This window comes from Agrobacterium sp. LAD9, from assembly GCF_003031125.1.
Taxonomy (GTDB): Bacteria; Pseudomonadota; Alphaproteobacteria; order Rhizobiales; family Rhizobiaceae; genus Agrobacterium; species Agrobacterium radiobacter.
The window spans coordinates 35,861-51,013 of the sequence record NZ_PHGS01000031.1; the positions used below are offsets into that span (position 1 = coordinate 35,861).

Below are 15,153 nucleotides of genomic sequence, written 5' to 3' on the forward strand. Positions count from 1 at the left end.
AGGGATCTCTTATGTGTTGAAGGCTAGAACAATGGGCAGGCCGAAGAGCCTTGCCCAAGCTGCGACGCTCGCTTTCTGAATGGCGACGATCGAGGTGTTTTCGGTCCACCAGCCGTTGCCAACGGCAACGACCACCTCGGGCGAGTGCAGCATCGATTGCAGGACTGGCCAGAGAATGAGTTGCTCATAGCAGATCAGCAGCGCGATCCTTACTCCGTCAACCTCGACCACCGGATTGCCGAAGAAGTCGGCCCGTGCGCCGCCGCCTTGCCCGGTCCATCGCAACCATGGTTGCCACATGGAGCCTGGAACCGGCATGCGCTCGCGATAGAGGATGTTCGCTGCGGTGGCCGAGATCACCACCATCACATTGTCGTAGCCTTTGGGATCGATGACGGCGGCACCTGTGATAACGGTGAGACCGGAGCCCTGCAAACCTTCCCGCCAGACACGCGCGACCGTCGGCGTCCAGAAGCCGAGCGTGCTTTCCGGCAGCACCAGGACATGCGTGTCCAGATGCCCCGCAATGCTCCGGCGCGCTGTTGCGATCAAGTCACGGTGATACGGAAGCGATCCATGGCGGCCGAGGTTTTGTCCTTCGTGAAGGTCGACGCCTTTCCACGCATCGGGTAGATTCATTTCCGTCCACGTTGCGGCGGACCAGAGCCAGAATCCTGCGAGGATGATGGCGGCGGCCGGCCAAAGCCTCGTCGTCATGAGGGTGAGGCCGGTCGCCATCGCGAGCAGTCCCCACCATCCCCAGCCAGGAAACAGCACTCCGGCAGCTGTCAGTGGATGCGCCCAACCGGTGATGCCAAAGGGCGGCAGCCCGGTCAGCACCATGGCGAGCGGATAACGGATCGCCCTCACCGAATCCGCGCCCCCAGTCCCGGGTGCGAATTCGCCACGGTGCCTCATCCAGAGTGCGGCATGGACGCCAACGAATGACACTGAAGCCGTAACCCAAAGCAGAAGACCAGGCCAGAGATCGGAAGCGTAGAAGTTGGCCACGCCCTGCGGCAAACTGCGGGAGGCCGCCAGGAAATACCCTGCAGACACGAGTGCAGCGATCGAGCGTGACGGCGCCATTGCCCATAGAACAGGAAAGATCATGGCGGCCGGAAGAAGAAGCACCTGCCCGCTCCAGCCGATCCTCCCAGAGGCAATTGAAGCCATGATCAGGAAGATGGGTTTCCAGCGATCAGTCAGATGATCGTCACTGCGATCACGGGTCGAAGGTGAAGACGGGTCGCGCCAGACCGAGAAGACCGGAATCCGGAACCGGGCCAAAATATCGACTATCATAGGAGCTCGCGAAGGATGAGTGAAGGAACAGATGATGCGGCGGTACGATCCCGCCGGGGGAAGGTGTGAGCGTCCTGCCCTCGCCGTCCCTGCCCCGCACGGACGATGCGGGAAGCGGGCGACCATCGATGAGCACGTGATCGGTGATTTCGATACGCTGTCCAGTAAGAGCTGCGACCGTCTTGATCAGCGGCGCAACTCCGCCGGCGCAAGGCCCTCGCCGCAGATATCCACGCCGCCACCCCTCCGCGAACATCGATGTCGCGGGCGGGCAAAAAAATACCAGATCGCCGACGGCGACCGGACGCTGAAGCTCCTCGATACGCCAGAGTCCGAGCGGCTCGCTTGGGGTCAGGTTGAGTCGATAACCACCCGTGAACGCAGTCGCCGCCAGTGCAGACATGACGACGGCACCCGTCAGAAACAGGAGAACCCGTCTCCGCCTCATTGCTTCAGCACCGGCGTCTGGCGCTGGGCAAGACGTTGTTCCTCGGCTTGTCTCAGTGACTGTGCGGTGCGCTCATGGGCGGCAAGCTGTTGCGCCGTCCGCATGACCGGCCAGGCTTGTTTCAGCTCTTCCTTTTGCTCCGGCTTCATACCCTCGGAAAGCTTTTCGTACAGCGTTCCAGTGGGCTCACGGGCGGCGTTGCTCAACAGGGTGCGTTCCCCGAACCGCTCGGTAACGGCCTTGTTGAACCCGTCGATTTCGAGCTTCGTTTCGCGATTGCTGAGTGCGTAGGCCATCGCCGCTGGCAGATCGTTGCGGTCGATGGCGTCACGCACCCGCTCCAGCAAGACACGCGCCGCCGGCGACAGCGCCGGAATGTCGATCGAGACCCGCTGGCGTAGCGCTTGCTCATCCGCCTGGAGCCTCGTTATGGCGGTCTCGCGCGTCTTAAGATATTGCTCGAGATCCCGCTTCAAGGCCGGAACATTGACCTCGGCGACGCGACGGGCCTCACGCTCCGCCTTGGTGGTGAGAATGCCGGTCTTGCCCTTCAGCGCGCCGATCGATGCCGGCTCCGCCTCGAGTTTCTGGAGGATCTGTTTCGCCGTCTCCTTGTCCACGAGAACCGCATCGAAGTTCATCGCACGGAAGGCGGTTTCGGGATCGGCGAAGACGTAAGCAAAACGTGCCGAGACCTCCTCCCATTGCCGCTTCAGGGCGGGATCTGTGCCGAGCTTGTCACCGACCGTATCGGCAACCGAGCCGGAGAATATCTTGATTCCTGCGACCATGGGTGCGGCCTCCTTCATCGTTTGGGTTTTCGGGAAGTGGGTGAAGCCGAGGCGCGCGGCAAAGGCAGCAAGGCGCTGACTGAGATCGACAAGTTTTGCCTTCTGGCGCAGCGTCCAGTCGAGCCGGTCGCGTACCATCGTGCGAGCGACCTGGACGATGGACAGGCCACGGTTTTCTGCGAAACGTAGCGCCTCGCGATAGAGCTGACCGCGCTCGTAATCGAGCGTGGTCTCCTTGGCGTTCCTTCGGGAAAGAACCTTGGCCAGACCGCCGTTGAAGGAGAAGGATCTCGTCCCGTAATAGAGCTGGAGATCCTCCCGGTGACGGGTCATCGCCACGTAGGTAAGATGGCGATCGAGTGACAGCGACGCCAGCACCTTGACCCGGTCGACCGTGGCGCCTTGGGACTTGTGAATCGTCGTGGCGTAGCCGTGATCGAGATTGTTGTAGAACCGCTGTTCGACGATTACCTGTCGGCGTTGATCGCCATCTCCCACCGTTGCGACGATGCGGTTTGCTGCGGCCTCTACGACTTGACCGATCATGCCATTCTTGACGCCGAGCGATCCTTCGTTCTTAAGGAAGACGATCTGGTCGCCGGCATCGAAACGGCGTTCGCCATCGGCCGTTTTGAAGATCTTGCCCTCTCCGACAATGCCGCGCTCAACGAGTTTCTCGCGGGCCATGACATTGAGCATGCGCACGTCGCGACGCAGATGGGCTAGGATCAGCGTCGTCTTCGACTGGTCATAATCCTGGTCCCAGTCGGCGATCAGCCTCTCGATTGCTTCGGCCTTCAGGCGCGAGCCGAGCACCCTGCCCTCACCTTGATACGCAGCAAGGGCTTTGTCGACATTGCCTCGCGCAAGATCGAGCGACGCCTTCCGCATCCAGTCCTCGCGCTGGCGATAGATGGTTTCGAGCTCGGCATAGCCAGTGCGATCCACAATGGCGCGGAAGGCAGCACCCGCCTCGATAGGTTGAAGCTGTTCGGGATCGCCGACCAGCACGATCTTCGCACCGGCCTTGACCACGGCATCGACGAACCCGACCATCTGCTTCGACGCAACCATGCCGGCCTCGTCCATGACGAAGATCGTCTTGTCGTCCAGGACGTCACGGCCGCCCTTCCAGCGCAGCTCCCATGACGCAAGCGTCCGGCTTTCGATGCCCGCTTCCTTCTCCAGACCCTCAGCTGCCTTTCCCGCAAGGGCACCGCCAACAACACGATATCCGGCCAGTTCCCAAGCCTCACGGGCCGCCTTCATCATCGTGGTCTTGCCGGCCCCGGCGCGTCCGACCACCGCGGCGATACGGGCAGGTCCGGCAATGCGCTCGATCGCCGTTTTCTGCTCGTCGAACAGCCGCTCATGCCGTCGGAAAGTGGCATCAAGAGCGGCCTGTGAAACACCCCTTCCCTCCCGGTTCGACAACCACGTTGCCTGGCGCGCCATCGTCGCTTCCAGCCGGATCATCGACAGCGTCGAATAACGCGCCGGCACTTTCTCTCCGGTGGCAAAATCGATCGTGTCGCGCTGCAGCCGCAGCACCTCCGGGTTCAGGACGACCCTGATCATCAGCTGCTGGAAAACGGCGGGATCGTCGACATAGCGATGCAGGATTTTAGCGACATCGCGTTCATCGAAAACGCTCTTTTCTCGCGTGATTAGGTCGAGCACGATGGCGGGATTGCGCAGGATCCTGCGGGTGTTTTCGGATCGGCGCTCTTCGTTCAACCCGGTCCGCTCCAGCTCGGGGCGAACACCCTGTTGCTCCGCCTTGCGCTCGACCGCCTTGGTGCCGACGCCGAGATGGATGGTCGGCTCAAGATCGATACCCTGCTTTTCGTAGGAGCGGCCATCGACGCGGAGATCGATGCCGCCGAGCGCCAGATGATGGTTCAGCCGTTCGAACCATCCATCGCGTAGCGCATTGAAATAATCCGTCGAACCGGCCCATAGCTCGTAGAGAATTTTGCCGGACTTCGTTCGCACCGGCTGGCCATCCTCACCGATGACAGCAACCTTCTTCGAACCGAACCCGTCGTCGGAGAGCGGCCGCAACGTCGTCATCAGATGAATATGCGGATTGCCGAGATTGTCGTGGTAGACCCAATCAGCGACCATGCCTTTCGCCAGGATATGTTTCTCGACAAAATCCCGGACCAGGGCGATGTTCTGCTCCGCTGACAGTTCCAGGGGCAAGGCAATCGTCAGGTCACGGGCAAGCTGCGCATCGGCACGCTTCTCGAAAGCTTCGACCTTGTTCCAGAAGACTTCCGAGGCTCCGGCGACTGAACGATCAGCGGTCAGTGAGCTAACCCATTTCGGGGCGCCGGTGGGTAATACGAACTCCTCGTGCAGCAAGCCGTGCTTGCGGGTGTAATCAATTGTGCGGGCCTCACGCTCGTATTCCATCTTTGCACAGTGCCGGTAGGCCGCAGACAGCACGACGCTGCGGCCGGAGCCCCGGCTGACGATGCTGGCTGAGAAATGGGCGATGGCCAAGGCGAAGATTGCTCCCGGTTAGAACCAAGTTCGTCGGGAGTGGCGGCAGAGCTCGGTCGCACCGGACCGAAAAGCAAGCACGTCGCACCTCGACGTATAATTGCGCCCTTGGAGCCATTCCTTCGGAACGGCCGGGATCATTCACCAAAGCATCGCCATTGGCGATCTGCAGATCTGCAGATGTCATTTTGGGTTCATCCGGGAGAATCTGGGCGTCGCAAGTGCAACGCCCAGACCTCAAGGAGGACCCGGAGTGAAGAAGCCGTCATCGAAGATCAGAGAAGAAATCGCAAGATTGCAGGACCAGCTAAAGCAGGCCGAGACCCGTGAGGCCGAACGCATCGGACGTATCGCGCTTAGGGCGGGACTTGGCGAGATCGAAATCGACGAGGCAGAGCTTCAAGCGGCCTTCGAGGAAGTCGCCAAACGGTTTCGCGGAGGCAAGGGTGCTGCGACCGGAAAGAAGGATACCGGAGACGGTCGAAACGCAAGCGGGACCTCCGCGACGCAGCCGGCTGGCGCGGATGCGGGCGGGTCTGGTGAGGCTTGAGCGAATGGCGAAATCAACGACGACAGAGGCGCGCAAAAAGGACACGCGCGAAAAAATCGAACTCGGCGGCCTGATCGTCAAGGCAGGACTGCGCTACGAGAAGCGTTCTCTGCTGCTCGGCCTGCTGATCGAGGCCAACAGGCGGATCAGGGGTGACGAGACGGAGAAGGCCCGACTGGCGGCAATTGGCGCGGAGGCCTTTGGCAATGACGACGAATAGGTTGCTTCTGGCGATCCTGCCCGCGGCAATCATGGTCGCAGCCATAATCCTGACGTCAAGCATGGAACATCGGCTGGCGGCGCTTGGAACATCAGCGCAGGCTAAGCTGACGCTGGGTCGCGTCGGCCTCGCCCTGCCCTATGTCGCGGCAGCCGCCATCGGCGTCGTCGCGCTCTTTGCCGCCAATGGTTCGACGAATATCAAGGCTGCCGGTTTGAGCGTACTGGCTGGAAGTGCTGCGGTCATCATTATCGCCATAGCACGCGAGACTGTCCGCCTGGCCGGCATCGCGAGCAACGTACCGGCAGGACAATCCGTTCTCATCTATACCGATCCAACGACGATGGTCGGTGCGGGCGTCGCCTTCATCGGCGCAATGTTTGCGCTGCGCGTCGCGATCAAGGGCAACGCCGCTTTTGCTCAAACAGGACCAAAGCGGATCGGCGGAAAGCGGGCGGTGCACGGCGAAGCGGACTGGATGAAGTTGCAGGAGGCGGCAAAGCTTTTTCCCGACACGGGCGGCATCGTCATTGGCGAGCGATACCGGGTTGAAAAGGACAGCGTGGCCACCTTGCCTTTTCGTGCCGATGATCCGCAGAGCTGGGGTGCCGGAGGCAAGTCACCACTGCTCTGCTTCGATGGATCGTTCGGCTCGTCGCACGGGATCGTCTTCGCCGGTTCCGGTGGCTTCAAGACGACCTCGGTAACAATACCGACTGCGCTCAAATGGGGAGGCGGTCTCGTTGTGCTGGATCCGTCAAGCGAGGTTGCACCGATGGTCAGCGAGCACCGACGTCAGGCTGGCCGAAAGGTGATCGTGCTCGATCCGACCGCGTCGGCTGTCGGGTTCAACGCGCTGGACTGGATCGGTCGCCATGGCAATACCAAGGAAGAGGACATCGTCGCCCTCGCAACATGGATCATGACCGACAATGCGCGCACGGCGTCCGCTCGAGACGACTTCTTCAGAGCCTCGGCGATGCAGCTTTTGACGGCGCTGATCGCCGACGTCTGCCTGTCGGGGCACACGGCTGAAAAGGACCAGACTTTGCGCCGCGTCCGGGCCAATCTGTCCGAACCCGAGCCGCAGCTTCGGGCACGCCTGACGAAAATCTACGAAGGGTCAGAGTCCGACTTTGTGAAGGAAAATGTCGCCGTCTTCGTCAACATGACGCCGGAGACGTTTTCGGGTGTCTATGCCAATGCTGTCAAAGAAACACACTGGCTGTCTTATCCCAACTATGCCGGTCTGGTCTCCGGCGACAGTTTCTCGACTGACGATCTCGCGAACGGCGAGACCGACATTTTTATAGCGCTCGATCTGAAAGTGCTGGAAGCCCATCCGGGCTTCGCACGCGTCGTCATCGGTTCGCTCCTGAACGCAATCTATAATCACAAGGGCAATGTGAAGGGTCGCACCCTTTTCCTGCTCGACGAGGTGGCGCGCCTCGGCTATCTGCGCATCCTTGAAACCGCCCGAGACGCAGGCCGAAAGTACGGCATCACGCTGACGATGATCTTCCAGTCGCTCGGCCAGATGCGCGATGCGTATGGCGGGCGTGATGCGACGAGCAAATGGTTCGAATCCGTATCGTGGATTTCTTTCTCGGCGATCAATGATCCCGATACCGCCGACTACATCTCGAAGCGATGTGGCGACACGACGGTCGAGGTAGACCAAACCAATCGCTCGTCTGGAATGAAGGGATCGTCGCGATCACGATCGAAGCAGCTGAACCGCCGGCCGTTGATCCTTCCGCATGAGGTTCTGCGCATGCGCGCCGACGAGCAGATCGTCTTCACCTCGGGCAATGCACCCCTTCGATGCGGGCGAGCCGTCTGGTTCCGCCGCGAGGACATGAAGGCCTGTGTCGGCACGAACAGGTTTCATCGTAGTGAATAGTAGATGTAACGTGGCGTTGGACGCTTTGAACCTTTCCCGGCAACCACGGAGTCAGGAGGAACACTAAAGATGCAATGGAAAAATGACTGGTATTCCCTGATGGGACCGCTGAACATTTGGGCGGCATTCATGGCGTTGACGCCGATCATCGTTGTCGAAGCGATCATCAGCCTTGGGGTATTCCTACCTCATGGGGGTTTGATGCTGAGGATCGTTGCTTTGATCTGCACGGCCGGTTTTGTGCCCTTGGCGATCCTTGCCGAAATTGCACCGCCATTCGTGACAAAAGAAGAGGTGAGATGGCGCAATCGCAATACCGAGATGCTCTTCGAAGGTAATGGGGTATGGGAGGATGTTCCATTCCTGCCACCGATATTGAACAGGCTTCGTTCAAAAACCGGTAAGCGTAGGCAGCAGGACGACGAACGAGAAACTGCGGCAAATGCCAGAACGGTCAGTACCTGATGCATCGGGCGATGAGCGCTACGGTGGTCGTGGTTGGCGGTAAGTTGTCCTACGAGCGCGCCGTTGGGAGGGATCGAGCCGTCGCGCGCCTCCGCCACCGCAACCAGGCCATTCCTGCATTATCATCCGTCGGCATGGCCGGCCATGCGAGACAGAAACGCGACGGTCGAAACTGCGCAGCGGGTTTGGTGAGCGTAGCGAGAAGAGCCGGGCGGCGAAGTCGTCTCGCCCGAGCGGAGCATGATCGATCACCGATATCCATCACGAAAATGAATCGAAAGCGGCCCTTCGATTCAGAAGTGTCGTTGGACCATAGCGTGAACATCGACGATCATTGGGCATGAGTATTCACCACTACCAGCTCTATTGCCAGAGGATTGACGTCAGCCGGAACATGGCCCGATATTACTCGCTTGCGATCCAGCAAACCCTGTTCGGAGAAACCGCGTTGGTACGGACATGGGGACGGATCGGCAAGGCAGGTGGAGAGATGACAGAAGTGTTCGGTACGGAGAAGGAGGCGATTTCCCGTTTTCTCGAGCTGATGCTTCAGAAAAGAAAACGAGGTTATCGCCCCGTAAGAAGTTGTGGAAACACCGTCGGGGCCACCAATTCGGAGAGCATCGGCACGTGACAATCGCGGGGCCGGCTGAAAAGGTTTTCCGTCTTTAACGAGGAAACCATCATGACCACAACCAATGAAATCGCCGATAAGATCAACAGGGCCTGACCAAAGCGCAGGCGAAGACGATTGTCGAGACCGTCTTCGCATCCATCATGGCGACTGCTACATCCGGCGCGGAAACATCGATATCGGGGTTCGGCAAGTTTAAAATCAAGAACACGCCGGAGCGCGAGGCCCGCAATCCAGGAACGGGTGCGACCATCAAGGTTGCAGCTGCGCGGAAACTTACCTTCCAGCCCGCGAAGGCATTGAAGGATACGCTCAACAAATGAGCCGACGCAGAAGAAACGAATGCCAAGAAGTAGCCGCGTAAGCGGCTACCTGGGGCCATTATCGGCCTCGCTCGGGGCTACGTTCATAGCTGATCTCGATTTCGACGAAGAACGGGATCTTGATCGCGAGCTTCAGGCCGAGCTTGCCGTCCCGGAAGACGTGAGAGATGACTTTGCCCAGTATACGGAGCCGGCGACCTGTGCGGTTGAGGAATTGAGCGAGGCGTTTCATTGAAATCTCTCCTTGTCGATTGCGGTTATCCCGGGGAGCGAATGCGGACCGGAAAGTCCGGCTGCACCGTCAGGCCGGAGCAACGTGGAGGACCTTGCGCTGCCGGAATTTTGGACCGCGAGGAGCTGTTTACGGCGGGGAAAATTCTGGCCGCGAAAAGTTGCTGACTGACTGTGCGGGACGCACGATCCCCGATAGTCGATGACCGTCCTCAAAAGGAGAAGGTGAAAGCGTCGCGCCTCACCGCGACGGGAGCGGTGGCACGACGTTCTGCGACAACCGCCCTTAGAAGGGCGGCACGGCGTCAGTGGAACCTTCCTGCTCGGCCATGATGACAGCCAGCTCAGCCTGAGCAAGTTCGAGTTCGACGGCAATCTCGTGACGTTCGTCAGGATGGCAGTGATTCAGTTCGCGGCGCAGTTCTTCGATGTGTTGTTCCAGCAGCATCGTCGTCTCCTTGACGTTTGGGAAAGATGACGCCGCGGGGCGGGAGAAAATGGCGGGGTCAAGGATCGCGCCAGCGACCGCCGGAGGCGGCAAGCGGAGGAACCGATTTTCTGGTGGCGCCCTTCAGGGCGGCTCCTGAAAATTGGAGGGGGCCGCGAAGTTCTTGAAGCCGGTACTTCCTCACGGCACCATTGGTCATTCTGAGCAGACCCCACCTCTCCGTATCGCGACCGGAAGAAAAAAGCGGGCTCGATGCCCGGTTTCTTCTTTGTACTGAGCGCGGGGTAAGCCCCGCCGTTTCCGGCGGGGCGGTGTTTTCGATCAGGCGTCACGCTTCGGGCGGTTCCAGACCAGGGTGTGGTCGCCATCCTTCTCGGCAGGCCACAGGGCGGCGTTGATCGGAGCGTTGAAGCTCGGGTCATCGAGCTTGACGGAGATGTAGGGCTCGCCGTCGTTGGAGACCTGGCTCCAGCCTGCGCCGATTTCAACGCCGGGGCCGGCGGTGATGCGGAAGTCGGGAGCGTCGCGCGAGGTACGCTCGATCGGGTTCAGGCGGGCCTTCAGGGAGACGGTGAGGGTGCGGACGTTGCCAGTGATGGTGTTGCCGCTGGTGGTGAATTCGCCGATGACTGCCATTGTCGTGATCCTTTCGGGTTGATCGGGCCGCGACCATCGCGTCCTCGATGACTGTCGAATTGATCGGGGACGATCGGACCGCATCCCCAAGGGACCGGAATACAATGGAGGGCGGCACGAGACGGCTTTCTTGGACCGCGAGGAATGCGAACGCAGTTTGCAGGGGAAGAAAGTTGGCGATGCCGTTGCGGGAGGACGATCGAGGCGCAGCCGCTCTTCGATCAGACATGTCAAATCGAGGCCGCGTTGGCCGCGCCCGCGTGCTATGTCCGAATGGATGACACCAATGGCCACATCAATCGTCAGGGAATTTGCCGATCGAATGCGGCAAGTCCTGGAAATGTCGTCGGACTCTCTGCCTCGATGACGGCTTCCGGTGTCCGATCGGGCAGAAGTCATCCATGTTTGTTCTTGTTCGCCAAGAATGATCCGTTGTTGGCAGGACGCAGGGGGCCAGTCGCAGCAACACTGCTTAGTAGCCGCATGACGTAAGATCGCGTCCGCTGACACCGGACCGGACAAGCCGCACTGTCCGGTTCAGAATTCGCGAGCAGCATATTCTGACTTGCACTCAATCGCAGCTGATTGATCCCGCCCCCCCTCGGTCGACGGCGGGTGTCCACGCATCCCTGCCGCGGCCATAAGCGCCTCGGCCGAACGCCTGTCATGGAGAGCGGGCGCTCCGGACCGAGACACCGATTTTCTTCAGCGCGGGAACGAGGCCTGGGTGTCGAAGAAGCTCGATTGCCGGCGTCGTTGCGAGCTTGCGCGTCACCGCACGGTCGTAGACCGCCAGACAATGGGCGCCTGTCAACCGCGATGCGTATAATAACCCGTCGGCATCGAAGGTCCCGTAGACGGCCTCGCTCAGCGCCTGCCCATCGTTGTGGGCTTTCGCACGGGCAGCATCGGTGCTGACTCCTAGCTTGAGCAAACCGGTGGTTCTCAGGTCGAGGACGGCCAAGGGATCGACAGCGGAAACCTCGGCAATCGCCCAGTCTTCGAACTCTGTTTCATCAAGCACCCGGTCGGCGCTGCCCTCGAAGCGGTCACGCACGATCGTTTCCGCAATCGCCGTCGGCAGATCCTGTGCGATGTAGGCCAGGCGGAATCTCCTGTGAGGGCTGGAAAAGCGGCTATTGCCAAAGCCCATGCCGAGTGGCGTCGCCATGTGGGCGCGCGGCAAAACGCGCAGCCAGGCATTCGGCCGAAACGCTAGTGCGAGATCGGCAACTGTTTTGGGATCGAGCTTCACAGTATCAGCCGAAATCATGCTCGGCCGCAGCAAGGACCTCGTCCAGACGGCCATTTTTCATGAGATCCAACGGCGAGCCGCCGATATCGGGCTTCGTCCAGATTAACCATTGCCATGCGACACGAGGATTGGCGATGATCCGCGTCACCTGAGCCATGCCCTCTACCGGGCGTCCATCGACGAACTGCGCCAATGGAAAGACATGCTTGCGTTCGCCCTTCAGCAGACCAATCACCGCGCCACGCCTCTGCCAGTCGTGCAGGGTCGACCGTTTCGTGCCAAATGTCTTTTCGATCTCGGCCGGTCCCGCGACAGGACCGGCCCAGTCCTCGAGACGCGTCGGCTCTGCAAAAGCTGCAAGTCTGCGCCTTCCTTCATCGAGATCGATGGGCGCGGGAAGACCGGCGCCCTGACTGACCTCGACGGACTTGCCAACCGCAAGCGGCGCGAGGCGGACGTCCGCTTCCGCGACGAGGCCAGCGACCGCGACCTCGACGGCTTGCGCCAGCTCGCGTTCGTCGGCAACGAGCCGGCGTTGCTGGTCGGCGGCAAGACGTGCGGTTGCCGCGGTGACTGCGGCGACGACACGCCCCGTCGCGGCAAGCGCCGTCTTGGAAAGACGTGGATTATGACGGGCGAGGACCTCAACGACATCGGCGATGGCCGCCGGGTTCAACCCCGACAGGGAGGTTGCTGACGATTTTCTGACGGATGTGACCATGTTCCTGCTCCTATCATCTGCGACGATAGATAGTACAGATTGTCCGGAATGTCCAGATTGCAGGGCGCATTTACAATGTGGCGCATTGGTCCGCAGACGGCCATTGTTTTGCTCGAACCAAAGAACGCCCAAAAAGAGACGAGCGCGATCACGCTACCTTCCTCGTTTCGCGGGCGTCCGCCTGCGGCTGAAGACCGTGGAGATAATTGACCGCCCGCTGCGCATGGGCTGCCGCCTGAAAAATCGCCCGCTTGTCGTTGGCCAGGACCGAGAGCCACGACTGCAGATAGGAGGCGTGATCTGGCCGCGGCTCGAGCTCCGGCGCGATGCCAAGGTCGGCGCAGAGGAAGCAACTGCCAAGTTCTGCAATGAGTTCTTCCCGCGCCCGCTCTGTCCGGTCTTTCGCATAGCACGACAAGTCTCGTCCGACGCGATGCTCCGCCGCCGTCCAGTGAGTCGCCTCATAACTGAGGACGGCCGCGTACCCGGCGGCATCGCGAAACGCCTCGAAGGGTGGCATCTGGATATAGTCCATCACCGGGAAATAGTAGGCCTGGTTGCCACCATGCCGGATGACCGCGCCTGTATTGCGAAAGAAGCGATCAGCGCTTTCGATCCGCTCGATCGGATCAAGGACCTTGGCGGGCGGTGCATAATAGCTCTCGGGCAAACCGTCGATCTGCTCGACGTTGAACACTGAATAGGCCTTCAGGAACGGGATCTCCCGATCGACCTCGTTACCGTTCCCGTCCACCTCAGACCTGATGAAACGTCTGGCGATAACAACGGTCGAGCCGGTCTCGCCTTTGCGCACAGCCCCTCCCAATTCAAGCGCCTGCTTGAACGTCATCCACATTGACGAGACGAAGCCGCGCGATATCTGCTCCGACCACAGGAGCAGCACGTTCATGCCCGAATAGGGCTGACCGTTGTGGCGCACGGGCCGACTGATGCGACTGTGCGTGTTGGCGGCGCTCCACGGTCTCATCCAGGGACGCACTCCATATTCAAGCTCCTCGACGATCCGATCGGTGATCCGCGTGTAAATGTCGCTACGGTCCGATTCTAATTTCTTTGCCATGACTTCTATCTCCTTTTCTTAGGACCGCGCCGATCGCGGTCCGTCGCGGAGGTCCGAAGTCAGGAGCCGATGATGTGGCCATGCACCGGAACGGCCGCAACAGCGTGGAGGACGGCAAAGCCGTTGCTTGGGCGCCCGGCCCCTGCAGGACCGCCGAACGGGACGGGACGCGATGGCGCGTCTCCAGTTTTCCTTTTCGACATGAGCAAAGCCAGCGCTGCAGGCGCCGGCCTCGGTTCAGAAAAAGAAGGCGGGGTGCGACCCCGCCGAGTGTGTCATCCGAATGCAGCCATCTGAACGTCGGCCGCTTTGCGGTCGAGCGATGCGCCCGGGTTTTCGACCGGCCGGTCGAATGGCTTCCAGGTCTCGCCAACGACCTGTTCGTAGGCCGCCACCGTGCCTTCTGCGGCCATACGAAGTGCGTGGGACTGGACACCCATGTCAGCCGCGAATTCCCGCTTGCGCTGGGCGGCGCTATCGTAGCCGACAGGGCCGTCAAGATCCTCATCGCGGGCATCGTTTGATGCCTTCGCGGTTGCGTCGCGTGCCTCAGTGACGGCGCGCGAGTAAAACTGGCCGGCGCCGTGCGCCGATCCGACGAAGGCCCCGACGATGCGCTGCAGATGGATCTGCATGGCCCTCTCGCCCAAGCCCTCCGAAAGGCTGTCGGCGGTCTCGACGATCAGCCGCTCATGCAGGCTGCGGATGCCATCGCTGTCGACGACCGTGGTGCCGAAGCTTTCGGCGATCTTGAGTGCCTGGGCCGCATCGGGGCATGTGAGGCGCACCATTTCGAGGGTGGCTCTTTTGCGGAGTTGCGAGATCCGTGCGGTGGAGCGGTTGCGAGTTGCGGGCTTGGCCATGTCTGTTCCTTCCTTGGCTGCCGAAGCGGTTCCGGCCCGTGCCGGTCTGCCCTTCGATGCGGACGACCAGAACCGGCAAGGGACGGGCGGCTTCACAGGTCCGGTCCGGCTGAACCAGCAGGGCAGGTTTGCGGGCCAGCAGGTTCTGACCTGAGCAGACCGCGAGCCTGCCGTCGCGCAGTGAGGTTGGATCGGCCGCAATGCGGCGCGACAGCGGCCTTGAAACGACCGGTCGCCGGTTCAGACCGCAGCGAAGAAGAAGGGCAGTCCGGCACGGGCCGGATTTCTGTCTCGAGGGGCAAGAAACGGTTTATGGCCAAGCCCAGTAATGCCGATGACATCGAAGCCCGGCAAGTCCAGCACCAGCGCCTTCGTTTGAGGTCAGCCTATGTCGCCGGATGATGCACAGGCTCATGAACGCGAGGTTGGGAACCGCCGCTGACCGTCTCATTCATCGCCAGCCTGCAAGCGATCATGTCAAGCTCAGCCCAATGCGCGAAGGTGAGGCGGTCGACGAACTCCTGATGGTAATTGCGAGGACCCGATCGGCGCCGCGCCCGGCTCCAGACCCGCACCGTTGTCGCCTGTCTTCCGGAGGCGGTGCGCGCGATGAGGGCGCCGTGTTGAATCGCACGAATTTGATCCACTTTTTAATTTCGGACGGATCCGCCCACACTGCGAGAAAACGTCTTCGATCAACATCATAAATGCAATTAGTCGGCACGACGCGAAATGAAAAAGCGGCGCAAATCTACCTGAAACTCCACAGCG

General features: G+C 60.7%; 16 protein-coding genes and 1 pseudogene. 7 read left to right on the plus strand and 10 right to left on the minus strand.

Going from position 1 to position 15,153, the window contains the following annotated elements:
- Positions 1 to 9 precede the first annotated feature (9 nt).
- The 3 genes from DA915_RS27455 to traA are packed head-to-tail and all read right to left on the minus strand — an operon-like array spanning position 10 to position 5,052.
- The gene (locus DA915_RS27455) at positions 10 to 1,305 is read right to left on the minus strand and encodes a conjugal transfer protein TraB (RefSeq protein WP_107677896.1); all 1,296 of its coding nucleotides are present in this window, start codon (positions 1,303 to 1,305) and stop codon (positions 10 to 12) included.
- Positions 1,226 to 1,753, minus strand: coding sequence for a conjugative transfer signal peptidase TraF (traF, locus tag DA915_RS27460; protein ID WP_003508820.1), 528 nt, complete (start codon positions 1,751 to 1,753; stop codon positions 1,226 to 1,228). The genes DA915_RS27455 and traF overlap by 80 nt, the downstream gene beginning before the upstream one ends.
- Complete coding sequence (traA, locus tag DA915_RS27465; protein WP_107677897.1) at positions 1,750 to 5,052, minus strand: Ti-type conjugative transfer relaxase TraA; 3,303 nt, start codon at positions 5,050 to 5,052, stop codon at positions 1,750 to 1,752. Before traA ends, traF begins: the two co-directional genes overlap by 4 nt.
- 253 nt (positions 5,053 to 5,305) lie before the next feature.
- On the opposite strand from traA, the gene traC reads away from it, so the two are divergent.
- The 6 genes and pseudogenes from traC (at position 5,306) to DA915_RS27495 (ending at position 9,147) form a co-directional block, all read left to right on the plus strand.
- Entirely contained in the window at positions 5,306 to 5,602 is a 297-nt protein-coding gene (traC, locus tag DA915_RS27470) for a conjugal transfer protein TraC (RefSeq protein WP_003508816.1), read from the plus strand.
- A gap of 4 nt (positions 5,603 to 5,606) precedes the next feature.
- Positions 5,607 to 5,822: a type IV conjugative transfer system coupling protein TraD gene (traD, locus tag DA915_RS27475; RefSeq protein ID WP_003508814.1), complete on the plus strand. Its 216-nt coding sequence runs from the start codon at positions 5,607 to 5,609 to the stop codon at positions 5,820 to 5,822.
- On the plus strand, positions 5,809 to 7,725 hold the full coding sequence (gene traG / locus DA915_RS27480) for a Ti-type conjugative transfer system protein TraG (RefSeq protein WP_107677898.1): 1,917 nt from the start codon (positions 5,809 to 5,811) through the stop codon (positions 7,723 to 7,725). Before traD ends, traG begins: the two co-directional genes overlap by 14 nt.
- Before the next feature lie 69 nt (positions 7,726 to 7,794).
- The gene (locus DA915_RS27485) at positions 7,795 to 8,190 is read left to right on the plus strand and encodes a hypothetical protein (protein WP_107677899.1); all 396 of its coding nucleotides are present in this window, start codon (positions 7,795 to 7,797) and stop codon (positions 8,188 to 8,190) included.
- Positions 8,191 to 8,530: 340 nt separating this feature from the next.
- Positions 8,531 to 8,824: a WGR domain-containing protein gene (locus tag DA915_RS27490; protein WP_107677900.1), complete on the plus strand. Its 294-nt coding sequence runs from the start codon at positions 8,531 to 8,533 to the stop codon at positions 8,822 to 8,824.
- A 51-nt stretch (positions 8,825 to 8,875) separates the two neighbouring features.
- Positions 8,876 to 9,147: pseudogene (locus tag DA915_RS27495) on the plus strand (HU family DNA-binding protein).
- A 58-nt stretch (positions 9,148 to 9,205) separates the two neighbouring features.
- Here the strand turns inward: DA915_RS27495 and DA915_RS29070 are convergent.
- The 7 genes from DA915_RS29070 to DA915_RS27525 all read right to left on the minus strand — a co-directional run bounded on the left by DA915_RS29070 (position 9,206) and on the right by DA915_RS27525 (position 14,382).
- A complete protein-coding gene (locus DA915_RS29070) occupies positions 9,206 to 9,379 on the minus strand; it encodes a hypothetical protein (RefSeq protein WP_192886681.1) in 174 nt (57 codons plus the stop codon).
- A gap of 285 nt (positions 9,380 to 9,664) precedes the next feature.
- A complete protein-coding gene (locus tag DA915_RS29075; RefSeq protein WP_003508801.1) occupies positions 9,665 to 9,826 on the minus strand; it encodes a hypothetical protein in 162 nt (53 codons plus the stop codon).
- A 321-nt stretch (positions 9,827 to 10,147) separates the two neighbouring features.
- Positions 10,148 to 10,462 (minus strand): DUF736 domain-containing protein, encoded by a 315-nt coding sequence (locus DA915_RS29080; RefSeq protein WP_192886682.1) that lies wholly within the window; start codon positions 10,460 to 10,462, stop codon positions 10,148 to 10,150.
- A gap of 664 nt (positions 10,463 to 11,126) precedes the next feature.
- Positions 11,127 to 11,735 (minus strand): RES family NAD+ phosphorylase, encoded by a 609-nt coding sequence (locus DA915_RS27510; RefSeq protein WP_244600799.1) that lies wholly within the window; start codon positions 11,733 to 11,735, stop codon positions 11,127 to 11,129.
- Entirely contained in the window at positions 11,722 to 12,438 is a 717-nt protein-coding gene (locus DA915_RS27515; protein WP_107677902.1) for a hypothetical protein, read from the minus strand. The genes DA915_RS27510 and DA915_RS27515 overlap by 14 nt, the downstream gene beginning before the upstream one ends.
- Positions 12,439 to 12,586: 148 nt before the next feature.
- Complete coding sequence (locus DA915_RS27520; protein ID WP_107677903.1) at positions 12,587 to 13,519, minus strand: ArdC family protein; 933 nt, start codon at positions 13,517 to 13,519, stop codon at positions 12,587 to 12,589.
- Positions 13,520 to 13,794: 275 nt separating this feature from the next.
- Complete coding sequence (locus DA915_RS27525; protein WP_107677904.1) at positions 13,795 to 14,382, minus strand: hypothetical protein; 588 nt, start codon at positions 14,380 to 14,382, stop codon at positions 13,795 to 13,797.
- On the opposite strand from DA915_RS27525, the gene DA915_RS29085 reads away from it, so the two are divergent.
- Positions 14,381 to 14,536, plus strand: a complete 156-nt coding sequence (locus DA915_RS29085) for a hypothetical protein (protein WP_192886683.1) — start codon at positions 14,381 to 14,383, stop codon at positions 14,534 to 14,536. The two genes, DA915_RS27525 and DA915_RS29085, sit on opposite strands and share 2 nt — an antisense overlap.
- Positions 14,537 to 15,153 lie beyond the last annotated feature (617 nt).

Bases quoted from the DNA above. Each gene is read 5' to 3' on its own strand.
- DA915_RS29085 (WP_192886683.1), top strand. From the start codon at position 14,381: ATGTCTGTTCCTTCCTTGGCTGCCGAAGCGGTTCCGGCCCGTGCCGGT.
- DA915_RS29070 (WP_192886681.1), bottom strand. From the start codon at position 9,379: ATGAAACGCCTCGCTCAATTCCTCAACCGCACAGGTCGCCGGCTCCGT.
- DA915_RS27510 (WP_244600799.1), bottom strand. From the start codon at position 11,735: ATGATTTCGGCTGATACTGTGAAGCTCGATCCCAAAACAGTTGCCGAT.
- DA915_RS29080 (WP_192886682.1), bottom strand. From the start codon at position 10,462: ATGGCAGTCATCGGCGAATTCACCACCAGCGGCAACACCATCACTGGC.
- DA915_RS27520 (WP_107677903.1), bottom strand. From the start codon at position 13,519: ATGGCAAAGAAATTAGAATCGGACCGTAGCGACATTTACACGCGGATC.
- DA915_RS29075 (WP_003508801.1), bottom strand. From the start codon at position 9,826: ATGCTGCTGGAACAACACATCGAAGAACTGCGCCGCGAACTGAATCAC.
- DA915_RS27525 (WP_107677904.1), bottom strand. From the start codon at position 14,382: ATGGCCAAGCCCGCAACTCGCAACCGCTCCACCGCACGGATCTCGCAA.
- DA915_RS27515 (WP_107677902.1), bottom strand. From the start codon at position 12,438: ATGGTCACATCCGTCAGAAAATCGTCAGCAACCTCCCTGTCGGGGTTG.
- traG (WP_107677898.1), top strand. From the start codon at position 5,809: ATGACGACGAATAGGTTGCTTCTGGCGATCCTGCCCGCGGCAATCATG.
- DA915_RS27485 (WP_107677899.1), top strand. From the start codon at position 7,795: ATGCAATGGAAAAATGACTGGTATTCCCTGATGGGACCGCTGAACATT.
- DA915_RS27455 (WP_107677896.1), bottom strand. From the start codon at position 1,305: ATGATAGTCGATATTTTGGCCCGGTTCCGGATTCCGGTCTTCTCGGTC.
- traF (WP_003508820.1), bottom strand. From the start codon at position 1,753: ATGAGGCGGAGACGGGTTCTCCTGTTTCTGACGGGTGCCGTCGTCATG.
- DA915_RS27490 (WP_107677900.1), top strand. From the start codon at position 8,531: ATGAGTATTCACCACTACCAGCTCTATTGCCAGAGGATTGACGTCAGC.
- traD (WP_003508814.1), top strand. From the start codon at position 5,607: ATGGCGAAATCAACGACGACAGAGGCGCGCAAAAAGGACACGCGCGAA.